The sequence below is a fragment of the Flavobacterium ardleyense genome, from assembly GCF_033547075.1.
Classification (GTDB): Bacteria; Bacteroidota; Bacteroidia; order Flavobacteriales; family Flavobacteriaceae; genus Flavobacterium; species Flavobacterium ardleyense_A.
Genome location: NZ_CP137891.1, coordinates 258,099 through 276,915, shown reverse-complemented (window position 1 = coordinate 276,915; position 18,817 = coordinate 258,099). Strand labels below are relative to the sequence as shown.

Here is an 18,817-nt window from a genome sequence, read left to right as displayed (position 1 = left end):
TTTTAACCTAATAACCTAAAAAACAAACCAGATGAAATTAGACATATTTAAACAAAAATGGGTTGATCTTGTTTTTGAGGGTAAAAACAAAACGTACGGCGCGTATGATTTGCGTACTCAAAACCCAGGTACAACTTTAAAAGCGCTATTATTGGGTGTTCTAATTTTTAGCTTTCTTGTTGCAACTCCTATGATATCCAAGTTTATGGGTAAAGATAAAGTGGTAGTTGAAGAAGATATGGACAAGAAAATCGTGACAATCAAATTGCCGCCTAAAAAGATTGAAGAACCAATAGTGCCTCTTGCACCACCACCGCCACCACCTCCACGAGTTGATCAGGTGAAATTTGTGAAACCAGTGGTTGCAAAAGCAGAAGAAGTTGTAGAAGAACCACCAAAAATTAAAGACATCGTCAAAAAGCAAATTGGAGACGAAACTATTAAGGGTGATCCTGATGCAAAATTGACAATCGAACCAGTAGGGAAGGGTCCAATCGACGCTACAGGAGGAGAAGATACTAAAATTTACAGCACGGCAGGAATTGAGCAAAAACCTGAATTTCCAGGTGGTATTGCCAACTTCTACAAATTTGTTGGTAATAACTTTAAAGCCCCAGAAGAAGAAGGATTAAAAGGGAAAGTTTTGGTAACATTTGTAGTTGAGAAAGATGGAACTTTAACAGATATTAAAGTTGTTAGAGACATTGGATTTGGTACTGCAGCCGAAGCAATTAGAGTACTTAAGAAATCTCCAAAATGGGCACCAGGAGAACAAAACGGTAAAAAGGTTAGAGTTCAGTACTCATTGCCTATTACAATACAATCTGCTTATTAATGAGCCGATTTTCCGAAAGAAATGAAATGAAGAAATCGCCCAAAGAGCGATTTCTTCTCATTATAGGTGTTTTGTTTTTTCTGGTATATTTAGTGCTGGGATTAATTGTGATTTTCTGGAAAGAATTCCCACTAAATTTACAGCCAGCCTATCGTATGGCTTTCGGTATACTTTTGATTGTTTATGCCTTCATACGATTTTTAAGATTTTTTAAATAACTATTTTAATATTATAATTATGAAAAATATCTGGAATGTACTAGCTTGTTCGATTGTTATTCTTGCTGCTATTTCTTGTAAGGATAAAGAAGAAGGAAGAGAAACCGTCCTTACCGGTGAGGCAACCGTGGCTGTAGATGAAAGTATTCTGCCAATAATGCAGGATCAAGTAGAAGTTTTTCAAGATGCTTATAAAGCCACCATTAATTTAAAAGCTAGTTCCGAATCGGAGGTAGTTAACGCATTAATGCAAGATTCTGTACAGATTGCAGTATTGGCGAGAGATCTTAGTGATACGGAAATAGGCGTTTTTAAAAATAGAAAAGTTACTCCAAAAGTTACTAAATTTGCTATAGATGCAATTGCTTTGATTGCAAATAAATCAAGTAACGACACAATTATAGCCTTGTCTGATGTAGTAAGCTTTCTGAAAGGAGAGAATATAGCTGGAGTCGATGGAATCGTATTTGACAATTTAAATTCAAGTATCGCCAGACAGATTTTAGAAATGGCAAATATTGGAAAAGAGATTCCTAAAAATGTTTTCTCCTTTAAGACAAATGAAGAAGTTGTAAAATATGTGTCAGAGAATAAGGGAATGATTGGTGTCATTGGAATAAATTGGATTCTGCAACCTTCTCCAAATATGCAAAAGTACATTGATAACGTCCACATTCTTAGCGTTAAAGGTCTTAACTCTGACAAGTATATTGCGCCAACGCAAAACAATCTCGCAGAACGTTCGTACCCTTTGGCACGTGATTTGTTTATAGTAAATATACAAGGAAGAGCTGGACTCGGAATGGGTTTTGCCTCATTTGTTGCAGGTGAACGTGGACAGAGAATAATTTTGAAAGCAGGTTTGCTGCCAACAAGAATGCCTGGAAGAAATTTGATACTTAGAAAGACTATTAACGTAGAAAAGAAATAAATACTACTATGAATAATACAAAAATGAAAATGGTTACAATGACCCTTCTAGCGACTGGTTTTGTAATGAACGCACAAGATATTAATCAAGCAGCCAAAGCTGTGGATGCTGAGAAATATGATACTGCCAAAACAATGTTGAAATCAATTATACAATCAAATGAAAATGATGGTAGAGCTGCATACCTCTTAGGTCGCGAATATTTGCGTGAAGAAAAAGTAGACTCGGCAAAAATTTATTTTGACAAAGGTCTTGCGGCAGGCAAAGACAACAGAATGAACTATATTGGTTTGGGGCAAATTGAGCTCAATAAAAATAATATAGCTGCTGCGGTTTCAAATTTTGATCAAGCAACGCAAAAGATGAGACGCAAGGATACTGAGGAGTTGGTGTATGTAGCGAGAGCTTATATGAATGCTGATAAACCAAATTACAACAAGGCGATCGAAGTTTTGAACAAAGCAAAGATGGCAAATCCAGAAGATGCTCAGGTTTATTTGGCACTAGGAGATGCCTATTACGGTCTTAGTAATCAAAATGAGGCATACTCTAATTACAGAAATGCTTTTAGGCTAGATGACAAATTGCTTCGCGCAAAAATGCAACTCGGTGTTTTGCTTAAAGGTGCAAAAGCATATAATGAAGCGATTAAATCATTTAATGAAGTTATCGCAATAGATAAATCATATGGTCCTGTTTACCGTGAACTTGCTGAAACTTATTACAAATGGGGAGCAAATGACAAAAGTAAGTTTGATGCAAATATCAAGATAGCCTTAGGGTTTTATGACAAATATATGTCACTTACAGATTATTCGTTAGACTCGAGAATGCGTCATGCAGATTTCCTGATTCTTGCCCGCGACTATAAAGCACTGGAGCAAGAAGCAATTGCTATGCAGAAATTAGATAAAGTTAATCCACGAATCAAACGCTATTTAGGATATGCAGCTTACGAAAATGGAAATACAGATCTTGCTATTTCATCTTTAAATGAATATATTTCAAATCCAGCAAACAAGATTATTGGACGAGATTACTTGTACCTAGGTCTGGCAAAAATTAAAAAATCTTCGGAAGTAGAAGGGAAAACTGATACAGCAATGTACGAAAAAGGTATAGCCGATATCAGAAAAGCAGTTGAACTTGAGCCAACTACCACAGCCGATTTAAATCAATTAGGACAAGAAGCGTATACAAATAGAGATTTTAATAAAGCAGCTGCGATTTTTGAAATTGCGACTTCTAATCCTCAATCACCAAACTTTTTAATTGATAATTTATATTTAGGAAACTCAATTTATTACGCTAATACAAGAAAAGATGTTGTAAAAGTTGATAAGTTAGCTCTAGAAAAGGCGGATAAAGCTTTTGGAAATGTAATTACCGCTTCACCAACTACGGCCGATGCATACATTTTTAGAGCTAGAACCAATAAATTATTAGAGAAAGATGAGATGATGGCTCAATACTATGAAGATTTCTTGAAAGTAGTAAAAGAAAAAGGTCCAGAAGAAATGGAAGCTAATAAAGTAAAAGCAGTTGAAGCTTACAACAATATTGGAGCACATTATGCAAATTCAGATAAAACAAAAGCTATTGAATATTTCAATAAAGCACTTGCCTTAGATCCTGCAAATAATTATGCAACTCAATCTATTCAGTCTCTTAAATAAGACTGTTTTTATACAAATCTTTCAAGGCCGACAATTTTTGTCGGCTTTGTTGTTTTAATAAACCGCTTTAATCTTCGGAATTCTTTTGTGGGTGAGACCTGCGCCAGAACGTTTTCGTAAAAGAAGGACCTTCAATGCGGCGCAGGTCGGGCTTTCCACTCCCAATCTTTCTTAAAGCTTTTGCTCCGCAACGCTTCAAGAAAGGATTTGCTTCGCCAGTTCGCAAATGCTCGGGTCCGCTGCCATCCCTCTCGCAAAATCACCGTCAAACTAGACGACTTGCTCTAAAAAATTCAGAATGCGATACTTCTTTTAGATTTAAAAGACTTAAATAATGATTTGCTAAAGTTAAAGAATCTCACAACGCAATTGCATACCTTTGCAAAATATTAAAAAATTATGTTGACAAAAAGCGCCCAAGACCAAGTAGACCAAGGTACAATGCTTCCACTGATGGAAGAATTTTACACAATACAAGGAGAAGGTTTCCACACCGGAACCGCAGCCTATTTTATTCGCGTTGGCGGATGCGATGTTGGCTGTCATTGGTGCGATGTCAAAGAAAGTTGGAATGCGGATCTTCATCCACCCACCCATATTCACGCCATGGTTGCAACCGCAACTGCACAAGCAAATACAGTAGTCATTACAGGTGGCGAACCACTAATGTGGAATATGGCTCCGCTTACACAAAAATTAAAAGAAAAAGGAATGAAAGTTCATATCGAAACCTCGGGAGCCTATCAGCTATCAGGTGTATGGGACTGGATTTGCCTATCGCCGAAGAAAAATAAACTTCCAACCGAATCTGTGTATGAAAAAGCAGATGAGCTAAAAGTAATTATCTTTAACAAACACGACTTCATCTTTGCCGAAGAGCAAGCAGCTCGTACTAATCCAAATGCGATTCTATTCCTGCAACCAGAATGGAGCAAGCGAGACGAGATGACACCGCTTATCGTTGACTACGTAATGAATAATCCAAAATGGAGAATTTCGCTACAAACACATAAATTTCTAAATATTCCTTAAAGTCTTTGTGAGATATTTTCATATTCTGCCAATCGTTTTAGAGGGTCTAAAAAGCATTTTAAAAAGACATTTCAAGTTTTAGTATTTTCGCGAAAGCATTCTTCCACTAATTTGAAATGTAAAATAAGAGAATAGAAATTATCTTTTAAATTTTCAACAATTTAGGTAAGTAGTCATAATGCTCATCTTCAAGAATTACTTATCTCTTTAGACCATTAGCGAAAGCATTTTTATAATAGTTTAAAATGTAAATCAATGGATTTGAAATTACCTTTTAAAGATGCGTCAATTTTGCCAAGTAGTCATAATGCTCGCCTTCTAGAATCATTTCGGCTTTTAGTCCATTCGCGTAAGCGGCATTCTGCAGAGTATTGTAATCAATATACAACCAATCAAAGGTGTCCTCTTTTTCACCTTTATAGCTGATATCAAAAGTAACCTCGCCGTAATATTCCGCTTCATTGCTAATCCATCTTCCGCCGTCTTCATCCTCGTCAAACATATAGATGATATCTGAACTGTCAATTAATATTTGACCATCTACATTCAATAAAGACTTTAGCTTCTGCAAAAATGCTGGCAGCTTTTTCATAGTTCCAGCCAGTCCGCAGCCGTTCATCAATAGCAAAATCGAATCATACTTGCCGTCTTCGTCTGTCATGGTCATCAAATCTTGCACGTAACATTGTTCGAGTCCTCTTTCGGCGCAAGCCAAAACTGCATTATTCGAAATGTCAATAGAAACAACATCTAGATTACGCTCCTTTTGCAAATATAAACTGTGACTGCCTGCTCCACAACCAACATCAAGAACTTTTCCAGATGCCAACTCCAAAGCTTTCTGCTCAATCTTCGGCATCTCGTCAAATGATCTAAATAAATATGAAACGCTCATTTCGTCAGCTTCAGAAATGGAAGTTTCAGTGATGATGTTTTCAGGATTGTTATTGGTTTGAAAATCTAAAATCGCTTTACCAAAGAGGTCTTTCATAATAATGTTGTGAGCAATGAAGATTTGAAATCGTCATTATTTGTTATTTCTGTAATATTTAAAACTTTGAGTCACTACTTTTGCAGAATCAACTTTAGAAAACAAAAATTGAAACCTACTTTAAACGAACTTCCAAAGCTCGCCAAAGATAAGCATATCGAAAACAAAAAGTATTTTGATAAATTAAAAAAGAAACCCCCTCGCGATTTGGACTATCAAATGCAAGAATTGCACACGTCCGAATTTAAGAAAACAGATTGTCTTGATTGCGCCAATTGCTGCAAAACTACTGGTCCACTGTTTACATCGGCAGACATTGAGAGGATTTCAAAACATTTCAGAATGAAATCTCAGCAATTTATCAGCCAGTTTCTAAGAGTTGATGAAGATAACGATTATGTACTGCAATCTGTGCCCTGTCATTTTTTGGGAGATGATAATAAGTGTAGCATTTATGAGGTGCGCCCCAAAGCGTGTCGCGAATTTCCACACACCGATAGACATAAGTTTCAGCAGATAGCAGCAATCACCTTGCAAAATATACCAATCTGTCCCGCAGCCTATAATATTGTAGAGGCAATGAAAAAGAAAATTCCACTTTAGTGAAAATAATGGTCAAAAAAATAAGGGCTGTCAGTAATGACGGCCCTTATTAGTGAATTAATTATACGAATAAATAATCTTCGGTTAGATGATCCTCAACTTGTTTTCTGCGACCACCTACAGATTCTACAAGTGCATCGATCCCTTTTTCAACATAGTCGATTATTCTTTCCAACCACCTTTTAATGTTTCTCATTATTTCCATTCCTCTTTCTATATAAGAGTCTACAATATGAATGATCTCTTGAAGGCTATCCATATAGCTCAAAAGTATTTCTGCTGTTTTCATAGTTTGGTTTTTTTGGTGTTAGCTAAATTTTTCACTAAAATAAGAAAAGTTCCTTGAACAATTTTAATAGATTTCATAAATCTTTCTTATTATTTTAAAACTTGCCAAGTCCTTCTCCCAGGATTTTCTGATAGATTCCTCAGACATACCGGCTTCTATTTGTTCTTGCAGTTTTTTGCTACCAGCAAGTTTGGTAAAAAAGGAGTTAAAGAATTTGGACTTATCTGCCGTTTCATCATAAGCTTTAAGTAGCCACTTTAATTCCAGCTTATCTAGAAGTGCAATTTGAGATAAATCTTCACCGTAACATTTGACTCCATTGTACGGAGGCGTTTTTGCACCCTCATTCGGCTGTGGTGTAAAACTAAAACCATTTTTATTTAGAAATGGTGAACCATAAATTTGAAACTGCTTTTCAGTTCCGCGACCTACGCTCACATTAGTTCCTTCAAAAAAGCAAAGACTCGCATAGAGATTCACGCTCTGCGCATTTGGTAAATTTGGCGAAGGTTTTACAGGTAAATCATACTTCATTTTTTTCGAATAGTTCTCGCACGGAATTACCGTCAGCCTACATTCAACTTTATTTTTAAGCCATTTTTGCACATTTATCATTTTGGCATATTCGCCCATCGTCATTCCATGCAAAACAGGAATTGGGTGCATTCCAACAAAACTCGTATAAGCCATATCCAAAACGGGACCGTCAACAATGCCACCATTCGGATTGGGTCTGTCCAAAACAATTAGTGGAATATTTGCTTCTGCACAAGCCTCCATAATATAATGGAGAGTCGAAATATAAGTGTAGAAACGCGCGCCTACATCCTGAAGGTCAAATACCATCACATCAATATTTGCAAGTTGCGCAGGTTTTGGCTTCTTATTGTCGCCATAGAGCGAAATAATCGGAAGGCCAGTTTTGCTGTCTTTGCCATCAACAATATGTTCACCCGCATCTGCAGTACCACGGAATCCGTGCTCTGGAGCGTAAATTTTCTGAACATTAACTTTGTTTTCAATAAGAAAGTCTACAAGACTAACTGTTTTGTTTTCGTTAGCGATTCTAACTGTTCCAGACTGATTTGTCACAATTCCTACTTTTTTGTTGGCAAGTAGTGGAAGATATTTTGTAGAGTTTTCAGCGCCTGTTATTATTTGCTCTTTTAGCACCTCTTGTGTAACCTCCACGTTAATGGCTGTAAGTGGTTTATCAACAATATTATTATCGTGTTTCTTCTTACTATTTGCACAAGAAATCAACGTTGCGATACTCATCAAAAATACGAGCGTCGAGTTAGGAATAAAATTCATAAAAATTTGTGTTAGAATTGTAATGATAGCCAAATATGCAGTGCCCAAACTTTCAGTATATTTGTAGTTCAAAATAAAAGCAACCCTCTTGAATCTACAACACTTTATCGCCAGAAGACTTATTAACGCCAAAGAGCATAAAAGTAGTATTTCTGCACCAATTATAAAAATTGCAATTGCCGCAGTAGCTATCGGAATGCTGATGATGATTGTTTCGGTTGCTGCGGGTATGGGGTTGCAGCAAAAGATACGCGAAAAGGTTTCGGCTTTCAACGGCCACGTGAGTATTACCAACTTTGATGATAATCAATCCGAAGTATCCGTTAATCCAATTAATATTAATCAACCTTTCTATCCAAAGTTCAAAAACATTCAAGGAGTCTCCCATATCCAGGCCGTCGCATCCAAAGCTGGAATTATTCGCACGGAGAACGCTTTCGAAGGAATTGTTTTCAAAGGAGTAGGCAAGGACTTTCAATGGAAAAATATTGACGAATATATCATTCAAGGCAAAATTCCCAATTTATCCGAAGATTTAAATTCCGAAGTCCTCATTTCCCAACACCTTGCAAATCGCTTGCAATTAAAGTTGGGCGACAAATTCAACACCTTCTTTATGAAGGATCAGAATAATCAGCGGCCAAATCTCAGAGTTTTTACAATCGTAGGGATTTTCAACTCCGGACTCAAGGAATTTGACGGTACTTATATCGTCGGCGACATTCGCCACGTACAGCGTATCAATAAATGGAAGCCAAACCAGATTGGGGCGTTTGAGGTCTTTATTGATGATTTCTCAAATATTGAGGGCAAGTCAAAGGAAATATATGGCGAAATCGGATCAACCCTCGATACTCAAAGCATTACCAGCAAATACGCATTTATTTTCGAATGGCTCAAACTATTCGATTTCAATATCATTCTTATTATTGGAATAATGATTCTTGTCGCCACAATTAATATGGCGGTTGCGTTGTTGGTCCTTATTCTAGAGCGCACCAGAATGATCGGAATATTAAAAGCGCTTGGTGGCAACAATGCATTTATCCGAAAAATCTTTTTGTACAATGCATTCTACCTCATAGTTCGAGGACTATTTTGGGGAAATTTAATAGGTATAGGATTGTTATTAATTCAGCAATACACTGGCGTAGTGACTCTCAATCCTGAGAATTACTACGTAGACCAAGCGCCAGTAGTTATCAATTGGTGGTATATCGCTGCCCTCAATATAGGGACAATGTTCTTTTGCTTAATCATTTTGCTAATTCCAAGCTATATTATTACCAAGATTTCGCCGGTTCAAGCCATACGTTTTTCTTAAATTCTTTTTTGGCAGCTATTCCCGCTATACTCTTCAATCCGGCATGGGCATTTGCCGTAGCAGTCGTCGGGCAAGGAGCTTCCGTTGGTCGCTCTTTCCCGTCGCTGCTACCAAAAGGCAAATTCCCAAGCCGGGATTTGCTTCGCCAGTTCGCTTCGCTCGGGTCCGTTCCTATCGGGGCTGCGGGACCTCGACATTTCCGAAATGTTATTTTAATTACACAAACTGTCGTTAACCGAATATGGTTGTTATTTCATTCCCCAGTCCCAAATGAACAATATTGTAAACAACAAGCGTTACACGCCGCCAGATTTAGAATAATTTCATAAAACTTTTGTTGTCTATATAAGGACTAGAATTACCACATTAAAATTTCACAGCCATATTCATTCCTCAGTCTCATCGAGACGACTGATCTCATAGCCCAGGGTTTCAACCCTGGGTTAATAATAGATGAAATACATCCAAGTCCCATGGGGACGATTTTATGAACCACAAGTTTTGTTGTATCTCGGTAATTAATATGATTTTTCCAACAATGCTTATATATAAGGGATGGAATTATTATTAAAATCCCATAACCATTTTCATTCCTCAGTCCCAGAGGTACGACATAATATAGCCCAGGGTTTCAACCCTGGTTTTTAAAAAATGAAAAGTCATCCAAGTACCATGGGGACGAATTTATGACACACAGGTTTTGTAGGATCGCGACAATTTATATGATTTTTGTTTCCTATATATAAGGACTAGAATTATCGCCTCTAAAATCCCACAACCACATTCACTCCTCAGTCCCAGAGGGACGGCATTATTGTAGCCCAGGGTTTCAACCCTGGGTTTAATAATAGATGAAAAGACATCCAAGTCCCATCGGGACGATGTTATAAACCATAACGTTACACACGGCCAGATTTAAAATAATATTCGTAAGATTTTTGTCTCCTATACATAAAGACTACAATCATCCAAAAAATCATCATTCAACAGCCACCATTCACTCCTCAGTCCCAGAGGGACGGCTTTATTGTAGCCCAGGGTTTCAACCCTGGGTTTTAAAAAAATGAAAAGCCATCCAAGTCCCATCGGGACGATTTTATGACACACAGGATTTGTAGGATCGCGACAATTAATGTGATTTTTCCAACAATGCTGATATATAAGGACTAGAATTATTATTAAAATCCCACATCCACTTTTATTCCTCAGTCCCATAGGGACGGCTTTATTGTAGCCCAAAGGTTTTAACCTTGGATTTAAAAAAAGTGAAAAGCCATCCAAGTCCCATCGGGACGATTTTATAAACCACAAGTTTTGCCACATTCCAACAATTCAAACCATTTTCGACCCAATTTCCGTAGGTTTATAAATTCGCCAAAGTCGCTTTGTAAAGTTTTCAGGACTTTACAAGTCTTAAATTCCGTAATGTTGCTTCCTTTAGCTCTTTTCAATCTTTCAATCTTTCAATTTTTCAATCTTTCAATCTTTAAATCAAGGTCTTACAAAATAATTATATTTTATTACAAAATTCTGCTTGTTTATCTAGAAAGAAGTAGTAGTTTTGCACCCGCAATGGCGCAGAAGTTATTTGAAATTTTAGAAGGAATAAGTTTTAAATCTAGAGTAATTTAGATAGAATAAAATTTGTGAGATTCTAATTTTCGATTTACATTTGCCAGCCGAAAGGGAGCAAGTTCTTTGAGACATTTTGAGTGAGTTATGAGGTTTAGAAAACATTGAAAATTTATTTTCAAATTATTTTCACCAATTACTTGCGAGAGACGAAAAGAGGTTGTACTTTTGCACCCCGCTAAGCGCGCAAGCGACAAGCGGAAAAACAAGAAGACACGTTCATAGACATATTGAATTGACAGCAACATTTTGAGAAGCAATTTTCAGAATGATTTAAGAGAGAGTAAGAAGAGAATACGTTAGAATATAAGAACGAGCTTTGAGTCTTTATTGTACAAGTTATTAAAATTATACGATGAAGAGTTTGATCCTGGCTCAGGATGAACGCTAGCGGCAGGCTTAACACATGCAAGTCGAGGGGTAGAAGAAGCTTGCTTTTTTGAGACCGGCGCACGGGTGCGTAACGCGTATGCAATCTACCTTTTACAAAGGGATAGCCCAGAGAAATTTGGATTAATACCTTATAGTATTAAGTTTTGGCATCAAGATTTAATTAAAGATTTATCGGTAAAAGATGAGCATGCGTCCCATTAGTTAGTTGGTAAGGTAATGGCTTACCAAGACTTCGATGGGTAGGGGTCCTGAGAGGGAGATCCCCCACACTGGTACTGAGACACGGACCAGACTCCTACGGGAGGCAGCAGTGAGGAATATTGGTCAATGGACGCAAGTCTGAACCAGCCATGCCGCGTGCAGGATGACGGTCCTATGGATTGTAAACTGCTTTTATACGGGAAGAAACCCTGGCTCGTGAGCCAGACTGACGGTACCGTAAGAATAAGGATCGGCTAACTCCGTGCCAGCAGCCGCGGTAATACGGAGGATCCAAGCGTTATCCGGAATCATTGGGTTTAAAGGGTCCGTAGGCGGCCCTGTAAGTCAGCGGTGAAATCTCCCGGCTCAACCGGGAAATGGCCGTTGATACTGCAGGGCTTGAATTAGTAGGAAGTAACTAGAATATGTAGTGTAGCGGTGAAATGCTTAGAGATTACATGGAATACCAATTGCGAAGGCAGGTTACTACTACTATATTGACGCTGAGGGACGAAAGCGTGGGTAGCGAACAGGATTAGATACCCTGGTAGTCCACGCCGTAAACGATGGATACTAGCTGTTGGGTTGCAAGACTCAGTGGCTAAGCGAAAGTGATAAGTATCCCACCTGGGGAGTACGAACGCAAGTTTGAAACTCAAAGGAATTGACGGGGGCCCGCACAAGCGGTGGAGCATGTGGTTTAATTCGATGATACGCGAGGAACCTTACCAAGGCTTAAATGTAGATTGACCGGTTTGGAAACAGACTTTTCGCAAGACAATTTACAAGGTGCTGCATGGTTGTCGTCAGCTCGTGCCGTGAGGTGTCAGGTTAAGTCCTATAACGAGCGCAACCCCTGTTGTTAGTTGCCAGCGAGTCATGTCGGGAACTCTAACAAGACTGCCAGTGCAAACTGTGAGGAAGGTGGGGATGACGTCAAATCATCACGGCCCTTACGCCTTGGGCTACACACGTGCTACAATGGCCGGTACAGAGAGCAGCCACTGGGCGACCAGGAGCGAATCTACAAAACCGGTCACAGTTCGGATCGGAGTCTGCAACTCGACTCCGTGAAGCTGGAATCGCTAGTAATCGGATATCAGCCATGATCCGGTGAATACGTTCCCGGGCCTTGTACACACCGCCCGTCAAGCCATGGAAGCTGGGGGTGCCTGAAGTCGGTGACCGCAAGGAGCTGCCTAGGGTAAAACTGGTAACTAGGGCTAAGTCGTAACAAGGTAGCCGTACCGGAAGGTGCGGCTGGAACACCTCCTTTCTAGAGAATACAAAAAGACGCAAAGTCTTATATATCGAAGTGTTTAATCACTTACTCTCGCTGTTGGTTCATATTATTACATTTTTTAAGCAAAAATAAAACAGAGTCTCGTAGCTCAGCTGGTTAGAGTACAACACTGATAATGTTGGGGTCGGCAGTTCGAGTCTGCCCGGGACTACTTTTTCAAAAGCAAGCGCGATTGAAGATACTGTTACGCTTAAAGAAAAAAAAGGAAATTTTAGAGGTTAAGCTAACCGTTTTTAGAGACTGTTAACTGTAAACTGTTAACTAAAATACTAAAAAGGGGAATTAGCTCAGCTGGCTAGAGCGCCTGCCTTGCACGCAGGAGGTCAACGGTTCGACTCCGTTATTCTCCACAAGATAGTATCAAGATGGTAGTATCAAGTATTAAGACGTAAGTCTTGCTGCTTAATACAGACATCTTCATACGGATCAAAGTTCATTGACATATTGGGATAAGAAATACAAAATAAGTAGAAAGAAAAATATAGCTACAAGTTAATTGTAGTTATTTGTACACAAGATTTATCTTGATGTACATTATACAAGCAAAATAAGGGCGTATGGGGGATGCCTTGGCTCTCAGAGGCGATGAAAGGCGTGATAAGCTGCGAAAAGTTACGGGGACGAGCACACATCGATTGATCCGTAAATACCTGAATGGGGCAACCCGGCATGTTGAAGACATGTCACTCCGAATGGAGAGCAAACCCGCTGAACTGAAACATCTAAGTAGGCGGAGGAGAAGAAAACAAAAGTGATTCCGTAAGTAGTGGCGAGCGAACGCGGATTAGCCCAAACCAATGTTGTTACGGCAATATTGGGGTTGTAGGACCACGACATTTTATGCATGCAGAACCGGAAGTTACTGGAAAGTGACACCATAGAGGGTGATAGTCCCGTATGGGTAATAAATGTAATGAATAGTGGTATCCTGAGTAGGGCGGGGCACGTGAAACCCTGTCTGAATTTGGCGGGACCATCCGCTAAGGCTAAATACTCCTGAGAGACCGATAGTGAACCAGTACCGTGAGGGAAAGGTGAAAAGAACCGTGAATAACGGAGTGAAATAGATCCTGAAACCATACGCCTACAAGCGGTCGGAGCCCCTTCGTGGGGTGACGGCGTGCCTTTTGCATAATGAGCCTACGAGTTAACGTTGCTGGCAAGGATAAGTGGTTAAGCCACGGATCCGTAGCGAAAGCGAGTCTGAATAGGGCGCTTTAGTCAGTAGTGTTAGACGCGAAACCGTGTGATCTACCCATGGACAGGTTGAAGTTTAGGTAACACTAAATGGAGGACCGAACCCGTTGACGTTGAAAAGTCTTGGGATGATCTGTGGGTAGGGGTGAAAGGCCAATCAAACTCGGAAATAGCTCGTACTCCCCGAAATGCATTTAGGTGCAGCGTTAGTTATAAAGTTATATAGAGGTAGAGCTACTGATTGGATGCGGGGGCTTCACCGCCTACCAATTCCTGACAAACTCCGAATGCTATATAATGTTCACTAACAGTGAGGGCTTGGGTGCTAAGGTCCAAGTCCGAGAGGGAAAGAACCCAGACCATCAGCTAAGGTCCCCAAATATATACTAAGTTGAAAGAACGCGGTTTGTCTGCCCAGACAGCTAGGATGTTGGCTTGGAAGCAGCCATTCATTTAAAGAGTGCGTAACAGCTCACTAGTCGAGCGGACGAGCATGGATAATAATCGGGCATAAGTATATTACCGAAGCTATGGATTTACGATTTATTTCGTAAGTGGTAGGGGAGCATTCTAACAGGGTTGAAGGTGTGTCTTGAGACATGCTGGACCGGTTAGAAAAGAAAATGTAGGCATAAGTAACGATAAAGGGGGCGAGAAACCCCCTCACCGAAAGACTAAGGTTTCCACAGCTATGCTAATCAGCTGTGGGTTAGTCGGGACCTAAGGCGAACCCGAAAGGGACAGTCGATGGCCAACGGGTTAATATTCCCGTACTACTGATAACTGTGATGGGGTGACGGAGTGATGAAAGCGCCGCGAACTGACGGAATAGTTCGTTGAAGTACCTACCTATAAGCTGCGCAGGCAAATCCACGCGGCTTGGGGAAATACGATAGTACTCAGAGTCTTCGGACAACGAGATAGTGCGCCTAAGGGCTTCCAAGAAAAACCTCTAAACTTCAGGTTATTAGTACCCGTACCGTAAACCGACACAGGTAGTCGAGGAGAGAATCCTAAGGTGCTCGAGAGATTCATGGCTAAGGAATTAGGCAAAATAGACCTGTAACTTCGGGAGAAAGGTCGCCAGCAGCAATGCTGGCCGCAGTGAAGAGGTCCAGGCGACTGTTTATCAAAAACACAGGGCTCTGCAAAATCGTAAGATGAAGTATAGGGCCTGACACCTGCCCGGTGCTGGAAGGTTAAGAGGAGATGTCATGGGGTAACTCAGAAGCATTGAATTGAAGCCCCAGTAAACGGCGGCCGTAACTATAACGGTCCTAAGGTAGCGAAATTCCTTGTCGGGTAAGTTCCGACCTGCACGAATGGTGTAACGATCTGGACACTGTCTCAGCCATGAGCTCGGTGAAATTGTAGTAACGGTGAAGATGCCGTTTACCCGCAGTGGGACGAAAAGACCCTGTGCACCTTTACTATAGCTTAGTATTGGTCTTGGATAAGTGATGTGTAGGATAGGTGGGAGACTTCGATCCAGCGTCGCTAGGCGTTGGTTAGTCATTGTTGAAATACCACCCTTTGCTTATCTAGGATCTAACCCCGGAATCCGGGGGACATTGCTTGGTGGGTAGTTTGACTGGGGTGGTCGCCTCCAAAAGAGTAACGGAGGCTTCTAAAGGTTCCCTCAGTACGCTTGGTAACCGTGCGTAGAGTGCAATGGCATAAGGGAGCTTGACTGAGAGACATACAGGTCGATCAGGTACGAAAGTAGAGCATAGTGATCCGGTGGTTCCGCATGGAAGGGCCATCGCTCAAAGGATAAAAGGTACGCCGGGGATAACAGGCTGATCTCCCCCAAGAGCTCATATCGACGGGGGGGTTTGGCACCTCGATGTCGGCTCGTCACATCCTGGGGCTGGAGAAGGTCCCAAGGGTTGGGCTGTTCGCCCATTAAAGTGGCACGCGAGCTGGGTTCAGAACGTCGTGAGACAGTTCGGTCTCTATCTACTGCGGGCGCAAGAAATTTGAGTGGATCTGACTCTAGTACGAGAGGACCGAGTTGGACAAACCGCTGGTGTATCTGTTGTCCCGCCAGGGGCACCGCAGAGTAGCTACGTTTGGCAGGGATAAGCGCTGAAAGCATATAAGCGCGAAACCCACCACAAGATGAGATTTCTTTTAAGGGTCGTGGGAGATGACCACGTTGATAGGCTATAGATGTAAAGGCAGTAATGTCATAGTCGAGTAGTACTAATAACCCGTAAGCTTGTATACTCCTCCTTGCCGGTCTTCGGATAGGCAAGGGGCGACTTTCTTCTACAAAATAGTATATTTCTTTATCCCAGTGTGTTAATAATATTAGTTTACAGCTATCAGTCCACAGTTGACTGTTATATGTAAGCAAGTTGTCCAAAGCAACTAACGACTTAAGGTGGTTATTGCGGCGGGGCTCACCTCTTCCCATCCCGAACAGAGTAGTTAAGCCCGCCTGCGCAGATGGTACTGCAGTTATGTGGGAGAGTATGTCGTCGCCTTTCTTTTTAAAAACCCCGTTCTAACGAACGGGGTTTTTTGTTTTTAATCTATTTTGATAAAAAAATAGTGGTAGTTGGTTGAGACAAGGCATGCCTTGTCTGTACCAGTGGGTCTTTTCAAAATTCTTTCCGTAGGATTTCACCTCCTTTTAGAAATCTTTAGTTTATGAATTGTTATATCCGTTCATTTAGTTATGAAATAATTGATTGGTCATTTCGAGACGATTTGATTGTGGACCGTAGTTTAAACTGCGGAGTACAGAGATATGAGAAATAGAGGTTTCATCAGGACGACCATATAAAACGAAACAGTTGGAACGCGACGTTAATTAAAGATCGTATGGCATACAATCGACCTCACAAGTAATTTTTGGAATAGAGTATTATTGTGACATTGATTATAAACCAATAATCTTTGTGGCAATAGATTCACCTATATAACATTGTCCATACTAAGCTCTCTGTTTATGGGTAATTTAGTTACCCACTACTGATGCAGCGACCTGTATTAATACCATTTAAATAACAATCTGTTGTATCGAAAAAAATATTTATTTTTCTGCAGTGGAAGGAAGCATAGTACTATTAACTATATTAATTTGCTGCAACGAAGTCATTTGCGAGAGGGATAGCAGTGCAAATCCTTTCTTGTGGCGTTGCGGAGCAAAAGCTACAAGAAAGATTGGGAACGGATAGCCCGACCTGAGCCAAATAAAAATTGCAATGTTACCGAGGATGTTCTGGCGAAAGGACTCGCCCAAATAAATCTGCAAATTCAATTTATATTCTTTGTGATTCTGAAACTATAAAAAACTTAGTAGTTCGTTAGTAGGTAATTCAACAGCTTCGTGATTTTGTCTAAATAATCGGGCTTTGTACTCACCTCTTAAAGTAATGGTATCCCCCTTTATTTCAAGCCAACTGCCTTCGCGCAAACCTACAACTGGGACTTTATTGAATTTGTGATACTCTTTGATACGGGTTTCACGGGTTTCTCCCATGTGTGTGGAATTTTCCACTGGATCAAGGTAGTGAGGATTTAAATTGAAGGGAAATAGACCCAAGGTCTTGAAAGACGATGGATAAATAATGGGCATATCGTTGGTGGTCTGCATGCTCACCCCCGCGATATTGCTGCCCGCACTTGTGCCTAAATATGGAATTCCGTTCTCAAGGACATCCGCAAGTTTTTGCATCAATTCGTGTTCATAGAGTGTGTGAACTAGCAAAAAGGTGTTTCCGCCACCCGTAAAGATAGCTTCGGCATTCTGTATGGCAATAACTGGATCAAAATACTGGTGGATTCCTTTAACTTTTTTATTGATTTTAGCGAAAGCTTCCGACACTTTTGCAGTATAGTCATCATAAGTAATTCCGCCAGGGCGTGCGTAGGGGATAAATAGAATGGTTTCGCAACCATTAAAATGGTTCTCCAATTCAGGTAAAAGATATTCTAAATAACTGCTGTCGTGTACGGTAGACGTACTTGCAATAATTAAATTTTTCATTAGTCTTCGGTAAATTTCAAGATTTTATTATCCATCTCAAAGTTACTGTATATTTTGAAATATTTTTTTGTAATACCTTATTAACATGAAATTAATAGTACGTTAGGGATTTATTATAAGCTGTTGCTAATACTTTTACCATCGTAACATCTTAATTACCAATAAGTGCTTAAAAGTTTTTTACTCCTTTTTTTAATATCGTTCACTCATTCTGTTTTATCTCAAAATTCTGTTGTAATAGGAAGAATTATAGCCGATTCTACTGCCGTTCAAGGGGTGGAGGTGATAAATTTAGTGACTAAAGAAAGTACAAAGACGGATATAAATGGACGATTTAGCATTAATGCGTTGGAAGACCACCTTCTTGTGTTTTATGATAAGCGGCTCGATTATATGAGGCATTCTATTTCAAAAGAAGATCTGACGGTGATTTTCACAGTTGTAATGACTTATAAGATTGAAGAGCTGAAAGAGGTACTGGTCAATAATTATTCACATATTAATGCAGTTTCTTTGGGGATAGTTACCCCAGGTTTTGTAATGCCAACAAAGCGTGAGCGACTTATGCGATCATCTGGCGGTGGAATATTTACGGTAGTAAACGAACTTACGGGTCAAGCTCGAGATTTGAGAACAGCGTTGGCCTATTCAAGAAAAAATGAAAACCTTGAAAAACTTCAACGTCTAAATCTTCGATCATATTATACCAAAAGCTTTGGCGTTGAGGCGGATTACCACGAGGATTTTGAACGATTTCTTGTTGAGGATGCAACATTTCTGTCAGCATTGAAATCGCAACACAAACATCGTGTATTATTTCAAATGGCGAGGCTTGCAGTGGATTATAATGTAATTATGCAGAGTGAAACCAAATGATTAAT

At 39.9% G+C, this 18,817-nt stretch carries 11 protein-coding genes, 2 tRNA genes and 3 rRNA genes; 12 read left to right on the top strand and 4 right to left on the bottom strand.

Annotated features, from left to right (window positions below; translation table 11 throughout):
• Nucleotides 1-31 precede the first annotated feature (31 nt).
• The 4 genes from SBO79_RS01220 to SBO79_RS01205 all read left to right on the top strand — a co-directional run bounded on the left by SBO79_RS01220 (nucleotide 32) and on the right by SBO79_RS01205 (nucleotide 4,692).
• On the top strand, nucleotides 32-835 hold the full coding sequence (locus SBO79_RS01220) for an energy transducer TonB (protein ID WP_318641225.1): 804 nt from the start codon (nucleotides 32-34) through the stop codon (nucleotides 833-835).
• 237 nt (nucleotides 836-1,072) lie between these two features.
• The gene (locus tag SBO79_RS01215; protein ID WP_318641224.1) at nucleotides 1,073-1,984 is read left to right on the top strand and encodes a PstS family phosphate ABC transporter substrate-binding protein; all 912 of its coding nucleotides are present in this window, start codon (nucleotides 1,073-1,075) and stop codon (nucleotides 1,982-1,984) included.
• Between the two features lie 8 nt (nucleotides 1,985-1,992).
• On the top strand, nucleotides 1,993-3,660 hold the full coding sequence (locus tag SBO79_RS01210) for a tetratricopeptide repeat protein (protein WP_318641223.1): 1,668 nt from the start codon (nucleotides 1,993-1,995) through the stop codon (nucleotides 3,658-3,660).
• 399 nt (nucleotides 3,661-4,059) lie between these two features.
• Nucleotides 4,060-4,692, top strand: a complete 633-nt coding sequence (locus SBO79_RS01205; RefSeq protein ID WP_318641222.1) for a 7-carboxy-7-deazaguanine synthase QueE — start codon at nucleotides 4,060-4,062, stop codon at nucleotides 4,690-4,692.
• A 274-nt stretch (nucleotides 4,693-4,966) separates the two neighbouring features.
• On the opposite strand, the gene SBO79_RS01200 is transcribed toward SBO79_RS01205, so the two are convergent.
• Entirely contained in the window at nucleotides 4,967-5,683 is a 717-nt protein-coding gene (locus SBO79_RS01200; protein ID WP_318641221.1) for a class I SAM-dependent methyltransferase, read from the bottom strand.
• Nucleotides 5,684-5,791: 108 nt separating this feature from the next.
• On the opposite strand from SBO79_RS01200, the gene SBO79_RS01195 reads away from it, so the two are divergent.
• On the top strand, nucleotides 5,792-6,286 hold the full coding sequence (locus tag SBO79_RS01195; RefSeq protein ID WP_318641220.1) for a YkgJ family cysteine cluster protein: 495 nt from the start codon (nucleotides 5,792-5,794) through the stop codon (nucleotides 6,284-6,286).
• A gap of 61 nt (nucleotides 6,287-6,347) precedes the next feature.
• On the opposite strand, the gene SBO79_RS01190 is transcribed toward SBO79_RS01195, so the two are convergent.
• Both SBO79_RS01190 and SBO79_RS01185 read right to left on the bottom strand, forming a co-directional pair.
• Nucleotides 6,348-6,575: a hypothetical protein gene (locus SBO79_RS01190; RefSeq protein WP_318641219.1), complete on the bottom strand. Its 228-nt coding sequence runs from the start codon at nucleotides 6,573-6,575 to the stop codon at nucleotides 6,348-6,350.
• A 63-nt stretch (nucleotides 6,576-6,638) separates the two neighbouring features.
• A complete protein-coding gene (locus SBO79_RS01185; RefSeq protein ID WP_318641218.1) occupies nucleotides 6,639-7,889 on the bottom strand; it encodes an exo-beta-N-acetylmuramidase NamZ family protein in 1,251 nt (416 codons plus the stop codon).
• Nucleotides 7,890-7,977: 88 nt separating this feature from the next.
• Here SBO79_RS01185 and SBO79_RS01180 point away from each other — a divergent pair, with 88 nt between their 5' ends.
• The 6 genes from SBO79_RS01180 (at nucleotide 7,978) to rrf (ending at nucleotide 16,431) form a co-directional block, all read left to right on the top strand.
• On the top strand, nucleotides 7,978-9,213 hold the full coding sequence (locus SBO79_RS01180; protein ID WP_318641217.1) for an ABC transporter permease: 1,236 nt from the start codon (nucleotides 7,978-7,980) through the stop codon (nucleotides 9,211-9,213).
• 1,984 nt (nucleotides 9,214-11,197) lie between these two features.
• Nucleotides 11,198-12,715: ribosomal RNA gene (locus tag SBO79_RS01175) — 16S ribosomal RNA — on the top strand.
• A gap of 104 nt (nucleotides 12,716-12,819) precedes the next feature.
• Nucleotides 12,820-12,893 (top strand) — tRNA-Ile (locus tag SBO79_RS01170).
• A gap of 125 nt (nucleotides 12,894-13,018) precedes the next feature.
• Nucleotides 13,019-13,092: transfer RNA gene (locus SBO79_RS01165), tRNA-Ala, on the top strand.
• 186 nt (nucleotides 13,093-13,278) lie between these two features.
• A 23S ribosomal RNA gene (locus tag SBO79_RS01160) occupies nucleotides 13,279-16,168 on the top strand.
• A 153-nt stretch (nucleotides 16,169-16,321) separates the two neighbouring features.
• Nucleotides 16,322-16,431: ribosomal RNA gene (gene rrf / locus SBO79_RS01155) — 5S ribosomal RNA — on the top strand.
• The 16S, 23S and 5S rRNA genes sit together here with 2 tRNA genes alongside, the layout of an rRNA operon.
• Nucleotides 16,432-17,231: 800 nt before the next feature.
• Here rrf and pepE read toward each other — a convergent pair.
• On the bottom strand, nucleotides 17,232-17,936 hold the full coding sequence (gene pepE / locus SBO79_RS01150; protein WP_318641216.1) for a dipeptidase PepE: 705 nt from the start codon (nucleotides 17,934-17,936) through the stop codon (nucleotides 17,232-17,234).
• A 294-nt stretch (nucleotides 17,937-18,230) separates the two neighbouring features.
• Here pepE and SBO79_RS01145 point away from each other — a divergent pair, with 294 nt between their 5' ends.
• Nucleotides 18,231-18,812 (top strand): hypothetical protein, encoded by a 582-nt coding sequence (locus tag SBO79_RS01145; protein WP_318641215.1) that lies wholly within the window; start codon nucleotides 18,231-18,233, stop codon nucleotides 18,810-18,812.
• Nucleotides 18,813-18,817 lie beyond the last annotated feature (5 nt).

Bases quoted from the DNA above. Each gene is read 5' to 3' on its own strand.
- SBO79_RS01220 (WP_318641225.1), top strand. From the start codon at position 32: ATGAAATTAGACATATTTAAACAAAAATGGGTTGATCTTGTTTTTGAG.
- SBO79_RS01215 (WP_318641224.1), top strand. From the start codon at position 1,073: ATGAAAAATATCTGGAATGTACTAGCTTGTTCGATTGTTATTCTTGCT.
- SBO79_RS01210 (WP_318641223.1), top strand. From the start codon at position 1,993: ATGAATAATACAAAAATGAAAATGGTTACAATGACCCTTCTAGCGACT.
- SBO79_RS01205 (WP_318641222.1), top strand. From the start codon at position 4,060: ATGTTGACAAAAAGCGCCCAAGACCAAGTAGACCAAGGTACAATGCTT.
- SBO79_RS01200 (WP_318641221.1), bottom strand. From the start codon at position 5,683: ATGAAAGACCTCTTTGGTAAAGCGATTTTAGATTTTCAAACCAATAAC.
- SBO79_RS01190 (WP_318641219.1), bottom strand. From the start codon at position 6,575: ATGAAAACAGCAGAAATACTTTTGAGCTATATGGATAGCCTTCAAGAG.
- SBO79_RS01185 (WP_318641218.1), bottom strand. From the start codon at position 7,889: ATGAATTTTATTCCTAACTCGACGCTCGTATTTTTGATGAGTATCGCA.
- pepE (WP_318641216.1), bottom strand. From the start codon at position 17,936: ATGAAAAATTTAATTATTGCAAGTACGTCTACCGTACACGACAGCAGT.